Here is a 17150-nt window from a genome sequence, read left to right on the forward strand (position 1 = left end):
ACTTCTATCTTGGTCTGAATTGTATAACTGTTAAACGAGCATATAATTCATCTTTATTGAGTCTATTGTTTCTTTAAATTGAATAATGAATGATCTTTCCGATTTGGCATTTTTCTCGATCCTGGTAAAGCAGGGCAGTCTGGCTGCTGTGGCTAGAGAGCTGGGCGTGACGCCACCAGCAGTCACCAAGCGCCTGGCCAATCTGGAACAGAGACTGGGCGTGCGCCTGCTGAATCGCACCACGCGCACCATGAGTGTGACCCATGAAGGCGAGATTTATCTGGCGGAAGGCGCGCGAATACTGTCCGAGATAGAAGAGTTAGAGCGCACAGTCAGTCGCAGCCGCGCTGTGCCCAAGGGTTTGTTGCGCATCAATGCGACGCTGGGCTTTGGCCGTAAGCACATCGCGCCGGCGGTTTCAGACTTTATTGAGAAATATCCTGAAATCGAAGTCCAGTTGCAGTTGTCTGATAGACCTCTGAATCTGGCCGATCAAGCCTTCGATGTCGGTATCCGCATCGGTGAGATGCCGGATGCTCGCATCATCGCGCGCAAGATTGCGTCCAATCGACGCATGTTGTGCGCCGCGCCTTCTTATTTAAAGCGCAACGGCGTGCCTTCCGCACCCAAAGATTTGCAAAAGCATCAATGCATAGTCTTGCGCGAGAACGACGCAGCTTATGGCACATGGCATCTGCATCGTGGCAAACGGCAGGAAACCGTCAAAGTGCGCGGCGTCGTCAGTAGCAATGATGGCGAAACGACTTTGGCCTGGGCGCTGGCCGGTCACGGCATTTTGATGCGTTCGCAATGGGATGTGGCGGCTTATCTGCGATCCGGGCGTTTGGTTGAAGTGCTGGATGATTGGTTGCTACCGCCATCGGATATCTACGCGGTTTACCCGGAGCGCCTCAATCTCTCCGCCAAGGTGACGGCTTTTGTCAATTTCATCAGTGAGCGCTTTCAATCCCGTATCGGCGAGCAGGGCGATCCTTGGTAGGGCTTTTTGCCATAACGGCGCAAACGTAGGGCTAGTTTGCCGGTAATCGCACAATTTGCCGGTCTGAAGGGCCTCAAATCCTTTAAAATAGCGGCCTACTCCGAGATTACCTATGTCCATTTCAACTACCCAAGAAATCGTTACAGAATTGCGTGCAGGTCGCATGGTGATTCTGGTCGATGAAGAAGACCGCGAAAACGAAGGCGACCTGGTGCTTGCCGCCGAGTTCGTCACGCCGGAAGCGATCAATTTCATGGCCAAATTTGGCCGCGGCCTGGTGTGCCTGACATTGACGGAAGAACGTTGCGATCAGCTTGAGCTGACGATGATGACGACACGTAATGGCACATCCTACGGTACTAATTTCACGGTATCGATCGAAGCGGCTGAAGGCGTGACGACGGGTATTTCTGCCGCTGACCGCGCCAAGACCATCCAGGTTGCCGTTGCCAAAAATGCCAAACCTACAGATATCGTGCAGCCGGGTCATATTTTCCCGTTGAAAGCCCAAAAGGGTGGCGTGCTAATGCGTGCCGGCCATACCGAAGCTGGTTGCGACTTTGCCGAATTGGCTGGCTTGACGCCCGCTGCGGTGATTTGCGAAATCATGAAGGACGACGGCACGATGGCGCGTCTGCCGGATTTGATTGAATTTGCAAAAGAACATGATTTGAAGATAGGCACGATAGCCGATCTGATTCACTATCGCAGCCAGAACGAATGCATTGTTGATCGCGTTGGTGAACGCACGATGGAGACGGTCTACGGCAGCTTCCGTACCGTTTTGTATCGCGACACGCCTAGCGGCGGCGCACACTTGGCGCTGGTGCATGGCGATATAGCAACAGATAAAGAAACCTTGGTGCGTGTGCATCAGCCGGTTTCCATCCTGGATTGGCTGGAAACCAAGGCAACGACGCACTCATGGAATCTGGCTTCGGCGATGGCTGCCATCAAGCAATCCGAGCGCGGCGTGATGGTCTTGCTCAATTGCGAAGAATCCGCTGATGAATTGTTTGCGCAATTTGAGGCATTGGCCAATCCTGATGTGCGTCCACAGCAGCGTGCGGCACACATGGACTTGCGTACCTACGGTATAGGCGCGCAGATCCTGAAGGATTTGTCGGTCGGCAAGATGAAGCTACTGGCTAATCCGCGCAAGATGCCATCGATGGCAGGTTTCGATCTGGAAGTAACCGGTTATCAGGCAACGCCAGAGAATTGAGCAGTCGTTCAGTTTTGTTGCAGTTGTACTAAAGAGAATCATTTGAATTAAACGCGCAGTCGCGCAAGAAGGGGAACACCATGACAGTTGGCGCCTACGATATGAATTTGGCAGGACAAGGTTTGCGCATTGGTATTGTGCAAGCACGTTTCAATCAAGATGTTTGTCACGGCTTGCTGGCATCATGCCTGGCCGAGTTGAAACATCTGGGCGTTGAAGACGAAGATGTCTTGCATGTCACGGTGCCTGGCGCACTGGAAATCCCGCTGGCCTTGCGCAAAATGGCAGAAACGCTGCAGTTCGATGCGTTGATCGCCATTGGTGCTGTCATTCGCGGCGAGACTTATCACTTTGAACTGGTATCGAACGAATCCGGCGCAGGCATCACGCGCGTGGGTCTCGATTTCGGTTTGCCGATTGCCAATGCAGTATTGACCACCGATACCGATGAGCAGGCTGAAGCGCGTATGGAAGAAAAAGGCGCGGATGCAGCACGCGTAGCGGTCGAGATGGCGAATCTGACGATCGCGCTGGAAGACTTGGCTGACGCAGCTGATAACCAGGAATAATTTTTAGCTGCTGTGTGATTGCAGCATATGTATTGTTATTAACCCTTTATGCGCGTTTTGCTTCTATATATGAAGGCGCGCTGTTTGTGAGCCATGACCCAAAAAACCGACCACGCTAATCCGAGCAAAAATCGCACGCCGCGCCACCGCGCACGTGAATTTGCCTTGCAAGGCCTGTATCAATGGCTGTTGAATAACGAAGATGTACGCGTGATTGAAACGCATATCCGTCAAGCCCACGGTTTCGACAAGGCGGATGCCGAGCACTTCGATGCTTTGTTGTACGGCACTGTTAAGCAAGTAACCGAATTGCGCGCTGGCCTGGCACCACTGATCGATCGCGAAATCTCGCAATTGTCACCAGTGGAACATGCAGCTTTGCTGATCGGCGCTTTTGAATTGAAGAACCACATCGAGATCCCATACAAAGTTGTCATTAACGAAGCGGTGGAATTGACCAAATCGTTTGGCGGTATCGACGGACACAAGTATGTAAACGGCGTGCTGGATAAATTTGCCATCGGCGTACGTGAAGTTGAAATCAACGCCGGACGCAGATCCTGATTCGATAATCTGTTTTTACGCAGTCTGAAAGACCTGCCGCCACCTGATCTCCGGTTTCATCAAGCCTAGCTTGAGACGGATGCAGGTGGCGGTTTTCATTGAGGAATTCGCTTGTCTTCGCATCTCACACAACTCGCTTCTCGTCTCGATAACATCGCGCCTTTTCATGTCATGGAACTGGCGAAGATGGCGGCCGACCTGGAGCGGCAAGGGCGCCACATCATACACATGGGCATAGGCGAACCGGACTTTACCGCTGCGCAGCCGGTGATAGAGGCGGCGACACGCGCGATGGCCGAGGGTAAGTTGCAATATACGTCGGCGACTGGCTTGCCGGAATTGCGCGCTGCCATCGCTGAACATTACCGTGCGGTCTACGGCGTGGAAGTCGCGCCATCGCGCATCATCGTGACGGCTGGCGCATCGGCTGCCTTGCTGCTGGCCTGCGCTGCTTTGGTGGAAAAAGGCGCGCAAGTGTTGATGTCTGATCCGTCTTATCCGTGTAATCGTCACTTTGTTGCTGCTTTTGATGGTCAGGCGAAGATGATTGCCAGCGGTCCTGAGCACCGTTTTCAACTATCCGCCGAAATGGTGGCGCAGAATTGGTGTGAGCAGACGTGCGGCGTCTTGCTGGCATCGCCATCGAATCCGACTGGGACTTCAATCACTGAAGATGAGTTGCGTAAGATCGTTGCGACCGTGCGGGAGAAGCAGGGCTTCACCATCGTTGATGAGATTTATAACGGCTTGCGCTATGATGCCGCGCCGTTCTCTGCCTTGTCCTTGGGTGAAGACGTGATCGTGATCAACAGCTTTTCCAAGTACTTCAATATGACGGGTTGGCGACTCGGCTGGCTGGTGGTGCCAGAAGCTTTGGTGCAGCCTATCGAGAAGCTGGCGCAAAACCTGTTCATTTGTGCGTCCAGTCTGGCGCAGCACGCAGGATTGGCTTGCTTCGAACCGGCAGCGCTGGCGATTTATGAAGAGCGTAAGGCAGAGTTTCAACGTCGACGTGACTATATAGTGCCGGCGCTAGAAAGCTTGGGCTTCAAGGTACCGGTGATGCCGGATGGTGCTTTCTATGTTTACGCCGATTGCAGCGCCTTGTCGGATGATGCGGATCGCATGACGGTGGATATATTGAACGAGGCGGGCGTGGTGATCGTACCAGGCTTGGATTTTGGGCCGTCTACGGCGCATCAGTATGTGCGCGTGTCGTATGCGACTTCGATGGAAAACTTGCAGGAAGCGGTGGCGCGAATGCGAACCTTCTTCGAAGGACGCGCTGCGCTAAAAGCACAGGCATAAAAAAAGGAGCCCTAAGGCTCCTTTTTTACGAAGGTGGTTTGTTTCACAGTGAAGTGAATTTTTCGCCATCTTGTCCGCTGCGAACTTCCAGTGCAGCAGATTTTTCTTGCGGTACTGTTGCTGGCTGAGCTTTTGGCGTAGCGCGGCTTGCCATCGTGGCAAAGGCCGATACACGTTTGCCGGCTGCAACAGCTTTCAGGCGGTCGTACTCGCCCAGGACTTTGGCACCGTAACCAGCGTCGTTATCCATGGCAGCTGCGCCCACATAGCGTTTCAAGCCTGCTTCAACCGAGCCGCCGCGTGCGACGTACTCTTTCAGGATCAGGGAGCCGACACGGATGTTGGCAACCGGATTCAAGGCAGCTTGTGTGCCACCCATTTCAGCAAACTTGTCATGATGCACTTTAGACATGACTTGCATCAGGCCTTGTGCGCCGACCGGGCTTTCCGCAAACGGGTTAAAGCGCGATTCGATTGCCATCACAGCCAGGATCAACAGCGGATCGAGGTTGATTTCCTTGGCGGTCAAATACGCAGCAGATACCAGCATATTGGTCGCATCGTTAGCTACGCGGTAGCGCTTGGAGATCCATTGCGTTACACGTTGCTGCTGGATGTCGGTGCCCAGCATCGCGGTATTGGCTACTGGTGTATCCGATTCGACGGCTGCCGAGGCAGGATCGTCCATCAGATTCGCCATAGGCGGCATGTCTTCATCCGATGGTGTGGCAGCTACGGCATCCGAGAACGGCGAGATAGCCTGGATTTTTTCCGCGACTTCCGGTTTGAAGAACATCAAGGCCAGTGTTGCGATTGCTGTCAGGCCCAGTGCCATCAATGCGTGGCGTGCGGTAGTGATGACTTTATTGTTGGTGGTGCGCATTGCATTCGAATGCGCGATCACCTGTCGTGCTGATTGCTTGGCGGCTTTACGCATCGCCGTGTTGATTCGATTTAACATTAAAAACTCCAGGATTGACGCGGCAAATAGAAGGCTCCACTACAAAACAAAAAAATTATTCTGTAGAACCCTGCACATGCCGTGAATCAGAGAAATCGTTTGCAGTCGCTTGGCGTACGGCAAACGTCGGAGTTGATTACTTTCAGGGTCGCGCACTATGCAGCGGTGCCCTTGGCAAACAACTTTTTCGGGGAGAAGGCGAGATGCCTTTTGAAAACACTCCTAAAATGTCATGTGGGACCCCGATCCCGTGAAATGAAGAGTGTTTCTTTTCTGGCCGGTTTGGTGTTCCAATACGGGGCCTGCTCTTCAAGTTGTGCGGATTGTAGGAGGCGGTTTATATCAAGTCAATACTATAAAAATAGATTTCTATAACTTATAAGTATAACGTTTTTGCCTCTGAACAAGTAAAAGCCAACAGAATCAAGTACTTGGGTGTTTTCTTTGAATAATCAAGTCCAATGTGCAAAAAGACGAAAAAAATATGAAATATTCTGATTTACGCGACTTCATTTCTCAATTGCAACAAATGGGCGAACTTAAGCGCATAAACGTGCCGGTTTCGCCTTATTTAGAGATGACGGAGATCTGTGATCGCACTTTGCGTGCAGAAGGACCTGCGCTGTTGTTCGAGAAGCCGACGGGGCACAACATCCCAGTGCTCGGTAATCTCTTTGGAACACCGCATCGCGTTGCGCTCGGTATGGGCGCGACGGACGTCAGTGAATTGCGCAAGATCGGCCATGTATTGGCAATGCTGAAGGAGCCGGAACCGCCTAAGGGTTTCAAGGACATGATGGGTTTGGGTTCGCTGGTGAAATCCTTGTGGGACATGGCACCCAAGGAGCAGCGCAGCGCCCCTTGTCAGGATATCGTGTGGGAAGGTAATGACGTGGATCTGGCGCGCCTGCCGATACAGCATTGCTGGCCGGGCGATATTGCGCCTCTTATTACATGGGGTTTGGTCATTACCAAAGGTCCGCACAAGAAGCGTCAGAATCTGGGTATATATAGACAGCAGGTAATCGGTCGCAATAAAGTCATCATGCGCTGGCTGGCACAACGCGGTGGCGCATTGGACTTCCGCGAGCACAGCATTGTTAACAAGGGCAAGCCATATCCGATCGCGGTCGCGCTTGGTGCCGATCCCGCTACTATATTAGGAGCAGTGACACCGGTGCCGGATAGTTTGTCCGAATACCAGTTCGCCGGCTTGCTGCGTGGCAGTCGGACTGAGTTGGTCAAGGCGCTGGGTAGTGAGTTGCGGGTGCCGGCTTCGGCCGAAATCGTGCTGGAAGGGCATATCTATCCAGACGAGTCGCATCCATCTGGCTATGAGCATGCACTGGAAGGTCCTTATGGCGACCATACCGGTTACTACAATGAACAGGATTCCTTCCCGGTCTTCACTATCGATCGCATTACGATGCGGCGCGATCCGATTTATCACTCGACCTATACCGGCAAACCGCCGGATGAGCCGGCTGTGTTGGGCGTGGCGTTGAATGAAGTGTTCATTCCTTTGCTGCAAAAGCAGTTTTCTGAAATCCTCGATTTCTATCTGCCGCCAGAAGGTTGCAGTTACCGGATGGCAGTGGTGCAGATGAAGAAGGCTTATCCGGGCCATGCCAAGCGCGTGATGTTTGGCGTCTGGAGCTTTTTGCGCCAGTTTATGTATACCAAGTTCATCGTGGTGGTCGATGAGGACGTCAATATCCGCGACTGGAAGGAAGTGATCTGGGCGATTACGACACGTGTCGATCCGATTCGGGATACGACGCTGGTCGATAACACACCTATCGATTATCTGGACTTTGCCTCACCGGTGAGTGGCTTGGGCAGCAAGATGGGCATAGATGCGACAAACAAGTGGCCGGGTGAAACCGATCGTGAATGGGGTCGCACGATCACGATGAGCGATGACGTGAAGAAACGCGTCGACCAGATCTGGCAAGAGTTGGGTATCTGATAGCAAAGATCGCAGCTTGCGTTGGGCAGTGAATAATGGTGCTTCTATATCTATATAGAAGCACCATTATTTTTTGAGTCGTGGTGCTGATCTTGCCCGGCGTGCCTCATGGAAAATTTATAAATCCATGCATTCTCAGAGCACAGACATCGCCTTTGCTGTTAAAATTCGTGTCGGCGGGCCCCTGCGCATTGTGGCATGGCCAACCTGGTCAGGTCGGGAACGAAGCAGCCACAGCCATTTCCTGCAAGTGCCGTAGACAAGGCTCGCCTCTTTCTGTCTCTATATATAACAGCTGCTGTTAAGTATTTCCCCACCGGCACTGCAATCCACCTTATTTCAAGACTGCGCTTCAATCAGCCAGCAGATTGCTTTTCATCTGACGCATCACTTGCGTACTGCTTTTAATATCCTCAACCGACAATCCCTGCATCATCTCCGCACGCAATTGCCTCGATAATTTTTCTATAATCTGAAGCTGCTCGTTGGCTTTTGGTGTCAAGACGGCATATTTGTGTCGCTTATCGCTCGCAGAGGTAATGCGCTGTATCCATTCTTTCTGTTCCAGCAAATCAAGCAGGCGTACCAGGGTAGGGCTTTCAATCCTGAGTTTGCGTGCCAGTTCGCGTTGGATCAGGCCGGCGGGATGTCTTTGTAATTGTATGAGTACCTGCCGGGTCGACAGATTCAGGCCGAATGGTTTCAGCCGTTTGTTCATCTGATAGCGCCACGCGCGCGAGATGTCGCCTATGGTCTGTCCCAATTCGAGCTGATAATCGGATAAATCGTAAGGCTGGTCGGGATTCATTTGTGGGGCGGCATGTTAAGCTTACTGGTTAGTATAGCTAACGAATTGATGCTTGGTAACGTTAAACTCCCGCATGCACTTTTCGCATTTACTTTATAACTTGCCGCCGGAAACGGCTGGCTCAGGATAAGCAGTCTCTATGCAAGCAAGAAAAAAATATCTGTGGATAGGTGCCGGCATCGTGGTGATAGCAGGTGCCGCCTATCTGGGACTGGGCAGCAAGGCGGAAAAAGGCAAGTCCGGTGATGGCACGCAATCGGTGAAAACCGTGATCGCCACGCAAAAAACCATACCGATTACGGTGACTGCCAATGGTTACGTGACTGCGGTCAGTACCGTCGATGTACGCCCGAAGGTACAAAATATCGTCCGCACCATACACGTCAAGGAAGGCCAGTTTGTCAAAGCCGGGCAACTCTTGTTTACGCTAGATGAACGCAGTGACCAATCCAATGTGGCCAGAACATCGGCACAACTGGCGGCGGGGCAGGCCGAGCTAGCCGATGCTGAGCAGATATTGAAACGTAATCAGGATTTGCTGTCGAAAAATTTCGTGTCGCAGGCCGTGGTGGATACTGCACGCAACAAGGTCGAAGCGCTGCGCAATACGACGCGGGCGAACCAGGCGGCAATCCAGTCGAGTGCTGTTGCCTTGAGCGACAATCAGATCAAGGCTGGTATTTCCGGTCGTATCGGCGTCATCAATGTGCATCCGGGCAGCCTCGCACAACCGACAGGTACCGTGATGGTCACCATCGTGCAGATCGATCCGATCATGATTAGCTTTACCTTGCCGGAGCGCGAGTTGATGAATATTCGCGCGACTTATCCGCAAGGAAATGCGCCGGTGCAGGCGCAATTGCCGGGACAGGAAGTCTTGACCGGCAAGCTGACCTTTATCGACAACCTGACCGATACGCAAAGCGGCACCATACGCATGAAGGCGCAATTTGCGAATGCTGACCAAAAGCTGTGGCCGGGCGCTTATGTCAATGTGAGTCTGGTGTCGCGCGAAGTACCGAATGCGGTGCTGGTACCGGCGCAGGCAGTGGTGACCGGACCCGTGGATAAATTGCTCTACGTGGTGCAGCCGGATGACACCGTGAAGGAACAAAAGATAGAAGTGCTGGCGATTGAAAACGGCCAGGCTGCAGTCTCTGGAGTAAGCGCCGGTAGCCGTGTGGTGGTGGAGGGAACCAAGAACCTTAGACCCGGCACCAAAATCCGCGAAGTAAAGAAAGAAGTGCTGCCGACGCCAGTAGCGCCGACTTGAATTCATGCCTGACTGTGGTCAGGCATTTTATTAAGCACATAGTGCAATACCTTCCTCCCATGACCTTGCCTGGGCAAAATACATAGTGAATATTTCCGAACTTTGCATACGCCGGCCAGTCATGACTGTGTTGCTCTCGATCGCAGTGGTCGTGCTCGGCGCTTTCTGTTATTTCAAATTGCCGATTGCGGCACTCCCTAGTTACGACACACCAGTCATTAACGTCACCGGTTCCTTGCCGGGTGCTAGTCCAGAAGTGATGGCGGCGTCGGTCGCTACGACACTGGAAAAACAATTCTCGACGATTGCGGGTTTGGCGACTATCAGTTCAAGTAGTACGCAGGGCAGCACCTCGATCACCTTGGAGTTTGACCAGAACCGCGATATCGATGCTGCTGCGGTCGATGTACAAGCAGCGCTCTTGCGTGCGCAACGCAGCCTGCCGATAGAAATGACAGCCTTGCCGGCTTATCGCAAAGTCAATCCGGCTGATGCGGCGATTCTCTTGCTGGCCCTGACTTCACCTTCGCTGTCCTTGTCGGAGTTGAACGACTATGCAGAAAACCTGATCTCGCCTTCGCTCTCGACCATCAATGGTGTGGCGCAAGTGCTGGTGTATGGGCAGCGTCGCTATGCGGTACGCGTCAAGGTCAAGCCGGATGAATTGGCAGCACGCAATATGACGCTGGATGAGGTTGCATTGTCCTTGCGCGCATCGAATGCGAACTCGCCGGTCGGTGTGCTGGATGGCACGCGCCAGACGTTGACGCTGCAAGCCAACAAGCAGTTGCGTAATGCAGAAGCCTTCAGCAATCTGGTCATCAGTAGTCGTAACGGCCAGACTACGCGCCTGAAGGATGTTGCGGTAGTAGAGGACAGTGTTGAATCGACCAAGAGCGGCAGTTGGGTCAATGGTGAGCCGTCTATCGTGCTGGCTGTACAGCGTCAGCCGAATGCGAATACGGTGGCGGTGGTCGATGCAGTGAAGCAGACTTTGCCGCAGTTCAAGAATCAAATGCCGGCTTCCATCAATGTGCAGGTTTTGAATGATCGATCCGTTTCCATCCGCGAAGCGATACATGATGTGAAGCTCACTTTGTTGCTGACGATCGCCTTGGTGGTGCTGGTGATTTTCCTCTTCCTCAAACGTTTGTCGGCGACCGTGATTCCAGTCTTGTCATTGCCGATTTCATTGATCGGTTGTTTCGCTTTGATGTATTGGCTGGGTTACAGCCTGGATAATATTTCGCTGCTCGGCATCACGATTGCAGTGGGCTTGGTGGTCGATGATGCGATCGTCATGCTGGAAAATATCGTCCGTCATATCGAAGACGGCATGGAACCGCTGGCCGCTGCGCTCAAGGGTTCACGTGAAGTCAGCTTCACGATTATTTCGATTTCGATTTCGCTGGTCGCGGTATTCATTCCTATCTTCTTCATGCCGGGCGTGATCGGTTTGCTGTTCTATGAATTTGCCGCTGTTGTGTCACTGGCGGTGATGGTATCGGCAGTGATGTCACTGACATTGGTGCCTATGCTGTGCAGCCGCTTTCTCAAGCATGAGACGCAGGCCGAGCATGAACAGGAAAACTGGTTGAGCCGCTCGTTTGAAAAACTCTTTAATCGGGTTTTGCAGGCTTATACGAATGGCCTGGACTGGTCGCTCGCACATCGCAAGATCATCTTGATGGTCGCAGTCGGCACTTTCCTTTTGACTGCAGTGCTCTTCATCACGATACCGAAAGGTTTCTTCCCGACTGAAGATATCGGCCAGATCAGCGTGACGATAGAAGGGCCGGAAGACGCGTCTTATCCGACCATGGTGAAACTGGTGTCGGCGGCGGCAGAGATCGTGCAAAACGATCCTAACGTAGCGACCACGACTTCACGTACGCGCGACAGCAATGTCGGCAATATGTTTATCGGCCTCAAGCCGCGCAGTGAGCGCGAATCCATGGATAAAGTCTTGCGCGATTTGCGCCGCAAGGTGAGTGGCATCCCGGGTTTGTCGGTGTATATGACGCCGGTGCAAAACTTGCGCCTCGGTGGCCGCAGCAGCAAGAGTCAGTATCAATATGTATTGCAAAGTGTGCGCGCTGACGAGTTGAATAGTTGGGCGGAAAAAATGCAGGCGCGCATGCGTGCTGATAGGGCTTTCATCGACGTCACCAGCGATTCACAGCTCAAGGGTTTGCAAGCGGTGGTGAATATCAATCGCGATCGTGCGAATGAAGCCGGCGTCAGCATTCAGGATATTCGTACCGCTTTATACAGCGCGTATGGCGATCGCCAGATATCAACGATATACACCAGCAACAACAGCTACTACGTCATCATGCAGGATATGAATGTCGGGCAGCAGGACGAAGCTGACCTGAACAAAATCTACCTGCGCAGCAAGACTGGCGTGCTGGTGCCTTTGCTCAGCCTGGCAACAGTAGAGCGTACCGCTGGACCGATCTCGGTCAATCATCAGGGACAATTGCAGGCGGTGACTATTTCCTTCAATCTGGCTCCCGGTGTACCACTCGGTGAGGCTACTGGAAAAATCGACCAGATCAGGAGTCAGATTGAACTGCCATCCAGCATCATTACTTCGTATGCTGGTGATGCGGCGGTATTCCAGTCCTCACAAGGTAGTCAGGTCGCTTTGCTGCTACTTGCAATCGTCGTGATTTATATCTTGCTCGGTGTGCTGTATGAAAGTTACATCCACCCGATCACAATTCTCGCCGGTTTGCCGTCTGCGGCAGTCGGTGCCTTGCTGACGCTGCGGATATTCGGTTTTGAACTGACGATGATTGCGACCATCGGTATTCTGTTGTTGGTTGGTCTGGTGAAGAAGAACGCGATCATGATGATTGACTTCGCACTGGAGGCACAGCGTAATCAAGGGATGACGCCGGCTGAGGCTATCCGTTCGGCCTGTATCTTGCGCTTCCGTCCCATCATGATGACGACGATGGCAGCGGCGGTTGGTGCATTGCCGATTGCATTGGGTTTGGGCGCTGGTGCCGAATTGCGCCAACCTCTTGGTTTAGCGGTGGTGGGCGGCTTGATGGTGTCGCAAGTGATTACCTTGTTTATTACGCCGGTGATTTATCTGTTCTTCGATAAATTCAGCGGTGATGGTCCCTTGCAGATTACGCCGGAACATGAATTGGCCAGTCGCTAAAATCAGACCGGCCAGGCACGAGCAAGAATTTCCTGTTGCAGTACCGATGGCGCGAGCGCATCGCTGAGTGTGCCAAATACGCGGCCACACTCAGCATCCAGTCTGCTATCGATAAATGCTTCGGCAATCGCCGGCGGTGCAGTTTGTAACATCAGGCAAGCTTGTGCCGTCAGCACCAAGCGTTGCGCAAAACGGCGTGCCAGCATCTCTTGTTGTGATGGCGACGCCTTCAAATCGCTGCGTAGTTCCGCTATACGCTCACGCAAGCCGGCATGTTCAACTGCTGTGTCGAGCAGAGATTCCAGTAGCAGGTTAAAGCTCTCCGGTTCTTTGGCAATCGCACGCAACACATCCAGAGACATCACATTGCCGGAACCTTCCCAGATCGAATTGACCGGCGCTTCGCGATACATGCGCGCCATAGGTGCATTTTCGACATAGCCGTTGCCGCCCCAGACTTCCATGCACTCGCCGGTAAATTCCAGCGCGCGTTTGCATGTCCAGAATTTGGCAGCCGGTGTGATGATGCGACGCCATGCGCGTTCCAGTGGATCATCCGGTGATTCAACCGCGCGTGCCAGACGCAGCATCAACAAGGTTGCTGCTTCGCTTTCCAGCGATAGATCTGACAAGACGTTTTGCATCAAAGGCTGTTCAGCCAAAGGCAGGCCGAATGCGCTGCGGTGTCGTGCATGATGTATCGCCTGTACCAAAGCATTGCGCATCAAACCTGCGCTGCCGATTACGCAATCGAGCCGTGTGTGATTGGCCATTTCTATGATGGTGGGTATGCCGCGTCCATCTTCACCAACCATTACGCCATAGGCATCCTGGAATTCCACTTCGCTGCTGGAGTTGGAGCGATTTCCCAGTTTGTCTTTCAGTCGTTGTATCAAGATTGTGTTCTTGCTGCCATCAGGACGCCAGCGCGGTACGAAGAAACAGGACAGACCGGCATCGGTGCGCGCCAGTACCAGATGCGCGTCGCACATTGGTGCTGAGAAAAACCATTTGTGTCCGGTCAACGCATATTCGGCACCGCGTCCGCTGCCATTCAGCGGCCGGGCGACGGTCGTGTTGCTGCGGACATCGGAGCCGCCTTGTTTTTCCGTCATGCCCATGCCGATCAGCATGGAATTTTTTTGCGCTAGCGGCAGATCGCGTACGTCGTGTTCGCGGGAAAACAGTTTTGCTTCTAATGTGGAAAACAGCTTGGTTTCCTTTTGCAGCAAGGGAATAGCGGCAAAGGTCATCGTGATCGGGCACAAGGAGCCGGATTCGACCTGTGCTTGCAAGTAATAAGCAGCAGTACGTGCGATGTGCGCGCCGGCTCGTGGTTGCGACCACGGCATTGCGTGCAGATTCTCGCGACGTTGCATGGCGAGCAATTGATGCCAGCTGGGATGAAATTCGACGGCGTCTATGCGATTGCCGAAGCGATCGTGGGTTTGCAGTTCGGGTAGGTGATGATTGGCGAGTTGGCCGAGTTGCAATGTTTCCTGCTTGCCTAGTTGTGCGCCCAGACGAATCAAATCCTGTTCAAACCAGGCGGCTTGTTCGCGTTGTACGCTGGTGACCAAGGCCTTATCGCTTGTGTACAGGTTGTAATCGTGCAGATCGGGTGCTTGATTGCTGACTTCATGGGTAGGCCATTGCATGGAAAACTCCTTTGCCGGCTGACGCTGCATACAGTTGCAAGATGGTTCAGTCTATAACCAGGTGCTGTCTGACGCCAATTTTTAATGGAGCGAGCCATAAATAGCCATTTATGGCTAGTCTGAACAGCTATTTTTTGGCGGATTAGCGCGCTCTACAGCGAGAAAGAATGAACACTGTAAATCCGGTGCCGGTGTCAGGTAAAATGCGGTTTGCCCTTATTCACGAACGGCCCTATGTCATATCAAGTTCTTGCCCGTAAATATCGTCCGAAAAGCTTCGACACTCTCGTCGGGCAAGAGCACGTCGTGCGAGCCTTGACGCATGCGCTGGATAATCAACGTCTGCATCATGCCTATCTGTTCACAGGTACACGCGGTGTTGGCAAGACCACGCTCTCGCGGATTTTGGCCAAATCGTTCAATTGCATAGGCCCGGACGGTAATGGTGGCATTACGTCAACGCCTTGCGGTGTGTGTGATGCATGCGTCGCGATTGATGCCGGCCGCTTTGTTGACTATATAGAGATGGATGCCGCGTCGAATCGCGGTGTCGATGAAATGGCGCAGCTACTGGAGCAGGCGGTGTACGCACCGTCGAATGCGCGCTTCAAGGTCTATATGATCGATGAGGTGCACATGCTCACCAACCATGCGTTCAACTCGATGCTGAAAACGCTGGAAGAGCCGCCGGAACACGTCAAATTCATACTGGCAACAACCGATCCGCAAAAAATTCCGGTCACCGTCTTGTCACGTTGTCTGCAATTCAATCTGAAACAAATGCCGCCCGGCCATATCGTCTCGCATCTGGACAATATCCTCGGGCAGGAAAATATCGAATTCGAAACACCTGCGTTGCGTTTGCTGGCGCAAGGCGCACACGGCTCCATGCGCGACGCCTTGTCATTAACTGATCAGGCGATTGCCTACGCCGCCGGTAAAGTCACGCTGGATGCAGTGCAGGGCATGTTGGGTGCGCTCGATCAATCCTTCTTGATACGCTTGCTCGATGCATTGGCTGAGAAAGATGGCGCGGGTTTGCTGGCAGTTGCTGATGAGATGGCAACACGCAGCCTGTCATATAACGCAGCCTTACAGGACCTGGGTTCTTTGTTGCATCGCATAGCCTTGGCCAAGACGGTGCCGGCTGCAGTACCCGACGATCTGCCGGAATACGATGACGTGCTGCGATTGGCCGCGCTGTTCGATGCAGAAGAAATACAACTGTTTTACCAAATTGCCGTGCATGGCCGTAATGAATTGGGCTTGGCACCGGATGAATATGCCGGCTTCTCGATGACCTTGTTGCGCATGCTGGCTTTCCGTCCGGGCTTTGGTCCGGCCGAAGCCAAACCTGCCGTCGCTGCTGCTCCTGCGGCACGTCCGGCTGCAACGGCAAGTCCAGCAGCGCCGGCACCAACTGCTGCCGCACCAGCTGCACGCTTGAGCGCAGCACCGCAAGCAGCCAGCACCAGTGCACCGGTTGCTCGCCCGACAGGAGCGATGAGCCCGGCGCGTGCTGCGCTGGAAGCAGCGCGTGCCGGCGTCAAGGGTGCTGCACCATCGGCACCTGCAGCGCGTGCGCCAGTTGCGCCTCCAGTTCCGGCCGCTCCTGCTGCTCCGGTGGCAACGGCAGTGGTAGATAGATCGCCGTCCATCGATATGGCACCGGCACCACCGTGGGATGATGAGCCGCCGTTTGCCGGCAGCAATGGTGAGCAAGAGTTTTCCAGCCCTGTGGCTCAAAAAAAAACTGAACCGGAATCTGCCGCAGTAGCAGAACCCGTAGTAATGCCAGCACCTGTGGTGGAAGCGCCGCGTGTTGCACGTGCGTTCACATTGCATCCGGTAGAGAGCCTGAAATGGGATGGCAACTGGCCTGCGCTGGCGGCTATCTTGCCGGTGCGTGGCGTCGCGCAACAATTGGCTTTGCAGAGCGAATTGCTCAAATGCGGACCAACTCCCGAGAGCGCGCAGATTACCTTTGACTTGCTGGTGGCGGTAGATGTCTTGCTGGCTAATGGCAGTGCAGAAAAATTGACGACTGTATTGTCCGAACATTTTGGCCAAACCATACGCGTGCAAACCACGATAGGTGCCGTAGAACACACCGCCAGTGCAGCTGCGATGGCAGACCGCGCCGAGCGGCAACGTGATGCAGAACAATCGATGCAGGAAGATCCCTTCGTACAAAAACTGATGCGTGAATTCGGTGCGACCATCGTGCCGGGATCGGTCAAGCCGGTTTGATCACGCAGAACTATCCATTTCTTCAATCCGAATTATTTAAAGGAGCAACATCATGATGAAAAACCAATTGGCTGGCCTGATGAAGCAGGCGCAAGCAATGCAAGACAACATGAAAAAGATGCAAGAGCAGTTGGCATTGATTGAAGTCGAAGGTCAATCTGGCGCAGGCTTGGTCAAGATCGTCATGTCGTGCAAAAACGATGTGAAACGTGTGTCCATCGATCCATCCTTGCTGGCTGACGACAAAGACATGTTGGAAGACTTGGTTGCTGCAGCATTCAACGATGCAGTGCGTAAAGCAGAAGCGACATCGCAAGAGAAAATGTCCGGTGCAACTGCTGGCATGCCTTTGCCTCCTGGCTTCAAAATGCCTTTCTAAGATTTAATTTT

The 17150-nt window shown here is 53.2% G+C and carries 13 protein-coding genes and 1 other RNA gene; 11 read left to right on the forward strand and 3 right to left on the reverse strand.

Going from position 1 to position 17150, the window contains the following annotated elements:
- The first annotated feature begins 85 nt into the window (after positions 1-85).
- From BQ6873_RS17435 to BQ6873_RS17455, 5 genes are all read left to right on the forward strand, one after another.
- A complete protein-coding gene (locus BQ6873_RS17435) occupies positions 86-1000 on the forward strand; it encodes a LysR substrate-binding domain-containing protein (protein ID WP_076593791.1) in 915 nt (304 codons plus the stop codon).
- A gap of 112 nt (positions 1001-1112) precedes the next feature.
- Complete coding sequence (gene ribBA / locus BQ6873_RS17440; protein ID WP_076593792.1) at positions 1113-2225, forward strand: bifunctional 3,4-dihydroxy-2-butanone-4-phosphate synthase/GTP cyclohydrolase II; 1113 nt, start codon at positions 1113-1115, stop codon at positions 2223-2225.
- A gap of 80 nt (positions 2226-2305) precedes the next feature.
- The gene (gene ribH, locus BQ6873_RS17445; RefSeq protein WP_076593793.1) at positions 2306-2794 is read left to right on the forward strand and encodes a 6,7-dimethyl-8-ribityllumazine synthase; all 489 of its coding nucleotides are present in this window, start codon (positions 2306-2308) and stop codon (positions 2792-2794) included.
- A 93-nt stretch (positions 2795-2887) separates the two neighbouring features.
- The gene (gene nusB / locus BQ6873_RS17450; RefSeq protein WP_076593794.1) at positions 2888-3358 is read left to right on the forward strand and encodes a transcription antitermination factor NusB; all 471 of its coding nucleotides are present in this window, start codon (positions 2888-2890) and stop codon (positions 3356-3358) included.
- 111 nt (positions 3359-3469) lie between these two features.
- Complete coding sequence (locus BQ6873_RS17455) at positions 3470-4666, forward strand: pyridoxal phosphate-dependent aminotransferase (protein WP_076593795.1); 1197 nt, start codon at positions 3470-3472, stop codon at positions 4664-4666.
- 43 nt (positions 4667-4709) lie between these two features.
- Here the strand turns inward: BQ6873_RS17455 and BQ6873_RS17460 are convergent, their stop codons facing one another.
- Positions 4710-5627: a lytic transglycosylase domain-containing protein gene (locus BQ6873_RS17460; protein ID WP_076593796.1), complete on the reverse strand. Its 918-nt coding sequence runs from the start codon at positions 5625-5627 to the stop codon at positions 4710-4712.
- Positions 5628-6111: 484 nt separating this feature from the next.
- Between BQ6873_RS17460 and ubiD the strand changes: the two genes are divergently transcribed.
- Positions 6112-7596, forward strand: a complete 1485-nt coding sequence (gene ubiD, locus BQ6873_RS17465) for a 4-hydroxy-3-polyprenylbenzoate decarboxylase (RefSeq protein ID WP_076593797.1) — start codon at positions 6112-6114, stop codon at positions 7594-7596.
- Positions 7597-7771: 175 nt separating this feature from the next.
- An RNA gene (gene ffs / locus BQ6873_RS17470) (signal recognition particle sRNA small type) lies at positions 7772-7870 on the forward strand.
- A 78-nt stretch (positions 7871-7948) separates the two neighbouring features.
- Here ffs and BQ6873_RS17475 read toward each other — a convergent pair.
- On the reverse strand, positions 7949-8404 hold the full coding sequence (locus BQ6873_RS17475; RefSeq protein WP_083664508.1) for a MarR family winged helix-turn-helix transcriptional regulator: 456 nt from the start codon (positions 8402-8404) through the stop codon (positions 7949-7951).
- 139 nt (positions 8405-8543) lie between these two features.
- Between BQ6873_RS17475 and BQ6873_RS17480 the strand changes: the two genes are divergently transcribed.
- Together BQ6873_RS17480 and BQ6873_RS17485 are read left to right on the forward strand one after the other, a co-directional pair.
- Entirely contained in the window at positions 8544-9677 is a 1134-nt protein-coding gene (locus tag BQ6873_RS17480; RefSeq protein WP_076593798.1) for an efflux RND transporter periplasmic adaptor subunit, read from the forward strand.
- 85 nt (positions 9678-9762) lie between these two features.
- Positions 9763-12852 (forward strand): efflux RND transporter permease subunit, encoded by a 3090-nt coding sequence (locus BQ6873_RS17485; RefSeq protein WP_076593799.1) that lies wholly within the window; start codon positions 9763-9765, stop codon positions 12850-12852.
- A gap of 2 nt (positions 12853-12854) precedes the next feature.
- On the opposite strand, the gene BQ6873_RS17490 is transcribed toward BQ6873_RS17485, so the two are convergent.
- Positions 12855-14510 carry an isovaleryl-CoA dehydrogenase gene (locus BQ6873_RS17490; protein ID WP_157889189.1) on the reverse strand — a complete coding sequence of 552 codons (1656 nt, stop codon included), beginning with the start codon at positions 14508-14510 and terminating at the stop codon, positions 12855-12857.
- A gap of 234 nt (positions 14511-14744) precedes the next feature.
- Between BQ6873_RS17490 and BQ6873_RS17495 the strand changes: the two genes are divergently transcribed.
- On the forward strand, positions 14745-16760 hold the full coding sequence (locus BQ6873_RS17495) for a DNA polymerase III subunit gamma/tau (RefSeq protein ID WP_076593801.1): 2016 nt from the start codon (positions 14745-14747) through the stop codon (positions 16758-16760).
- Between the two features lie 52 nt (positions 16761-16812).
- Positions 16813-17139, forward strand: a complete 327-nt coding sequence (locus tag BQ6873_RS17500) for a YbaB/EbfC family nucleoid-associated protein (RefSeq protein WP_076593802.1) — start codon at positions 16813-16815, stop codon at positions 17137-17139.
- The last annotated feature ends 11 nt before the right edge of the window (positions 17140-17150 follow it).

This window comes from Herminiimonas arsenitoxidans (assembly GCF_900130075.1).
Lineage (GTDB): Bacteria > Pseudomonadota > Gammaproteobacteria > Burkholderiales > Burkholderiaceae_D > Oxalicibacterium > Oxalicibacterium arsenitoxidans.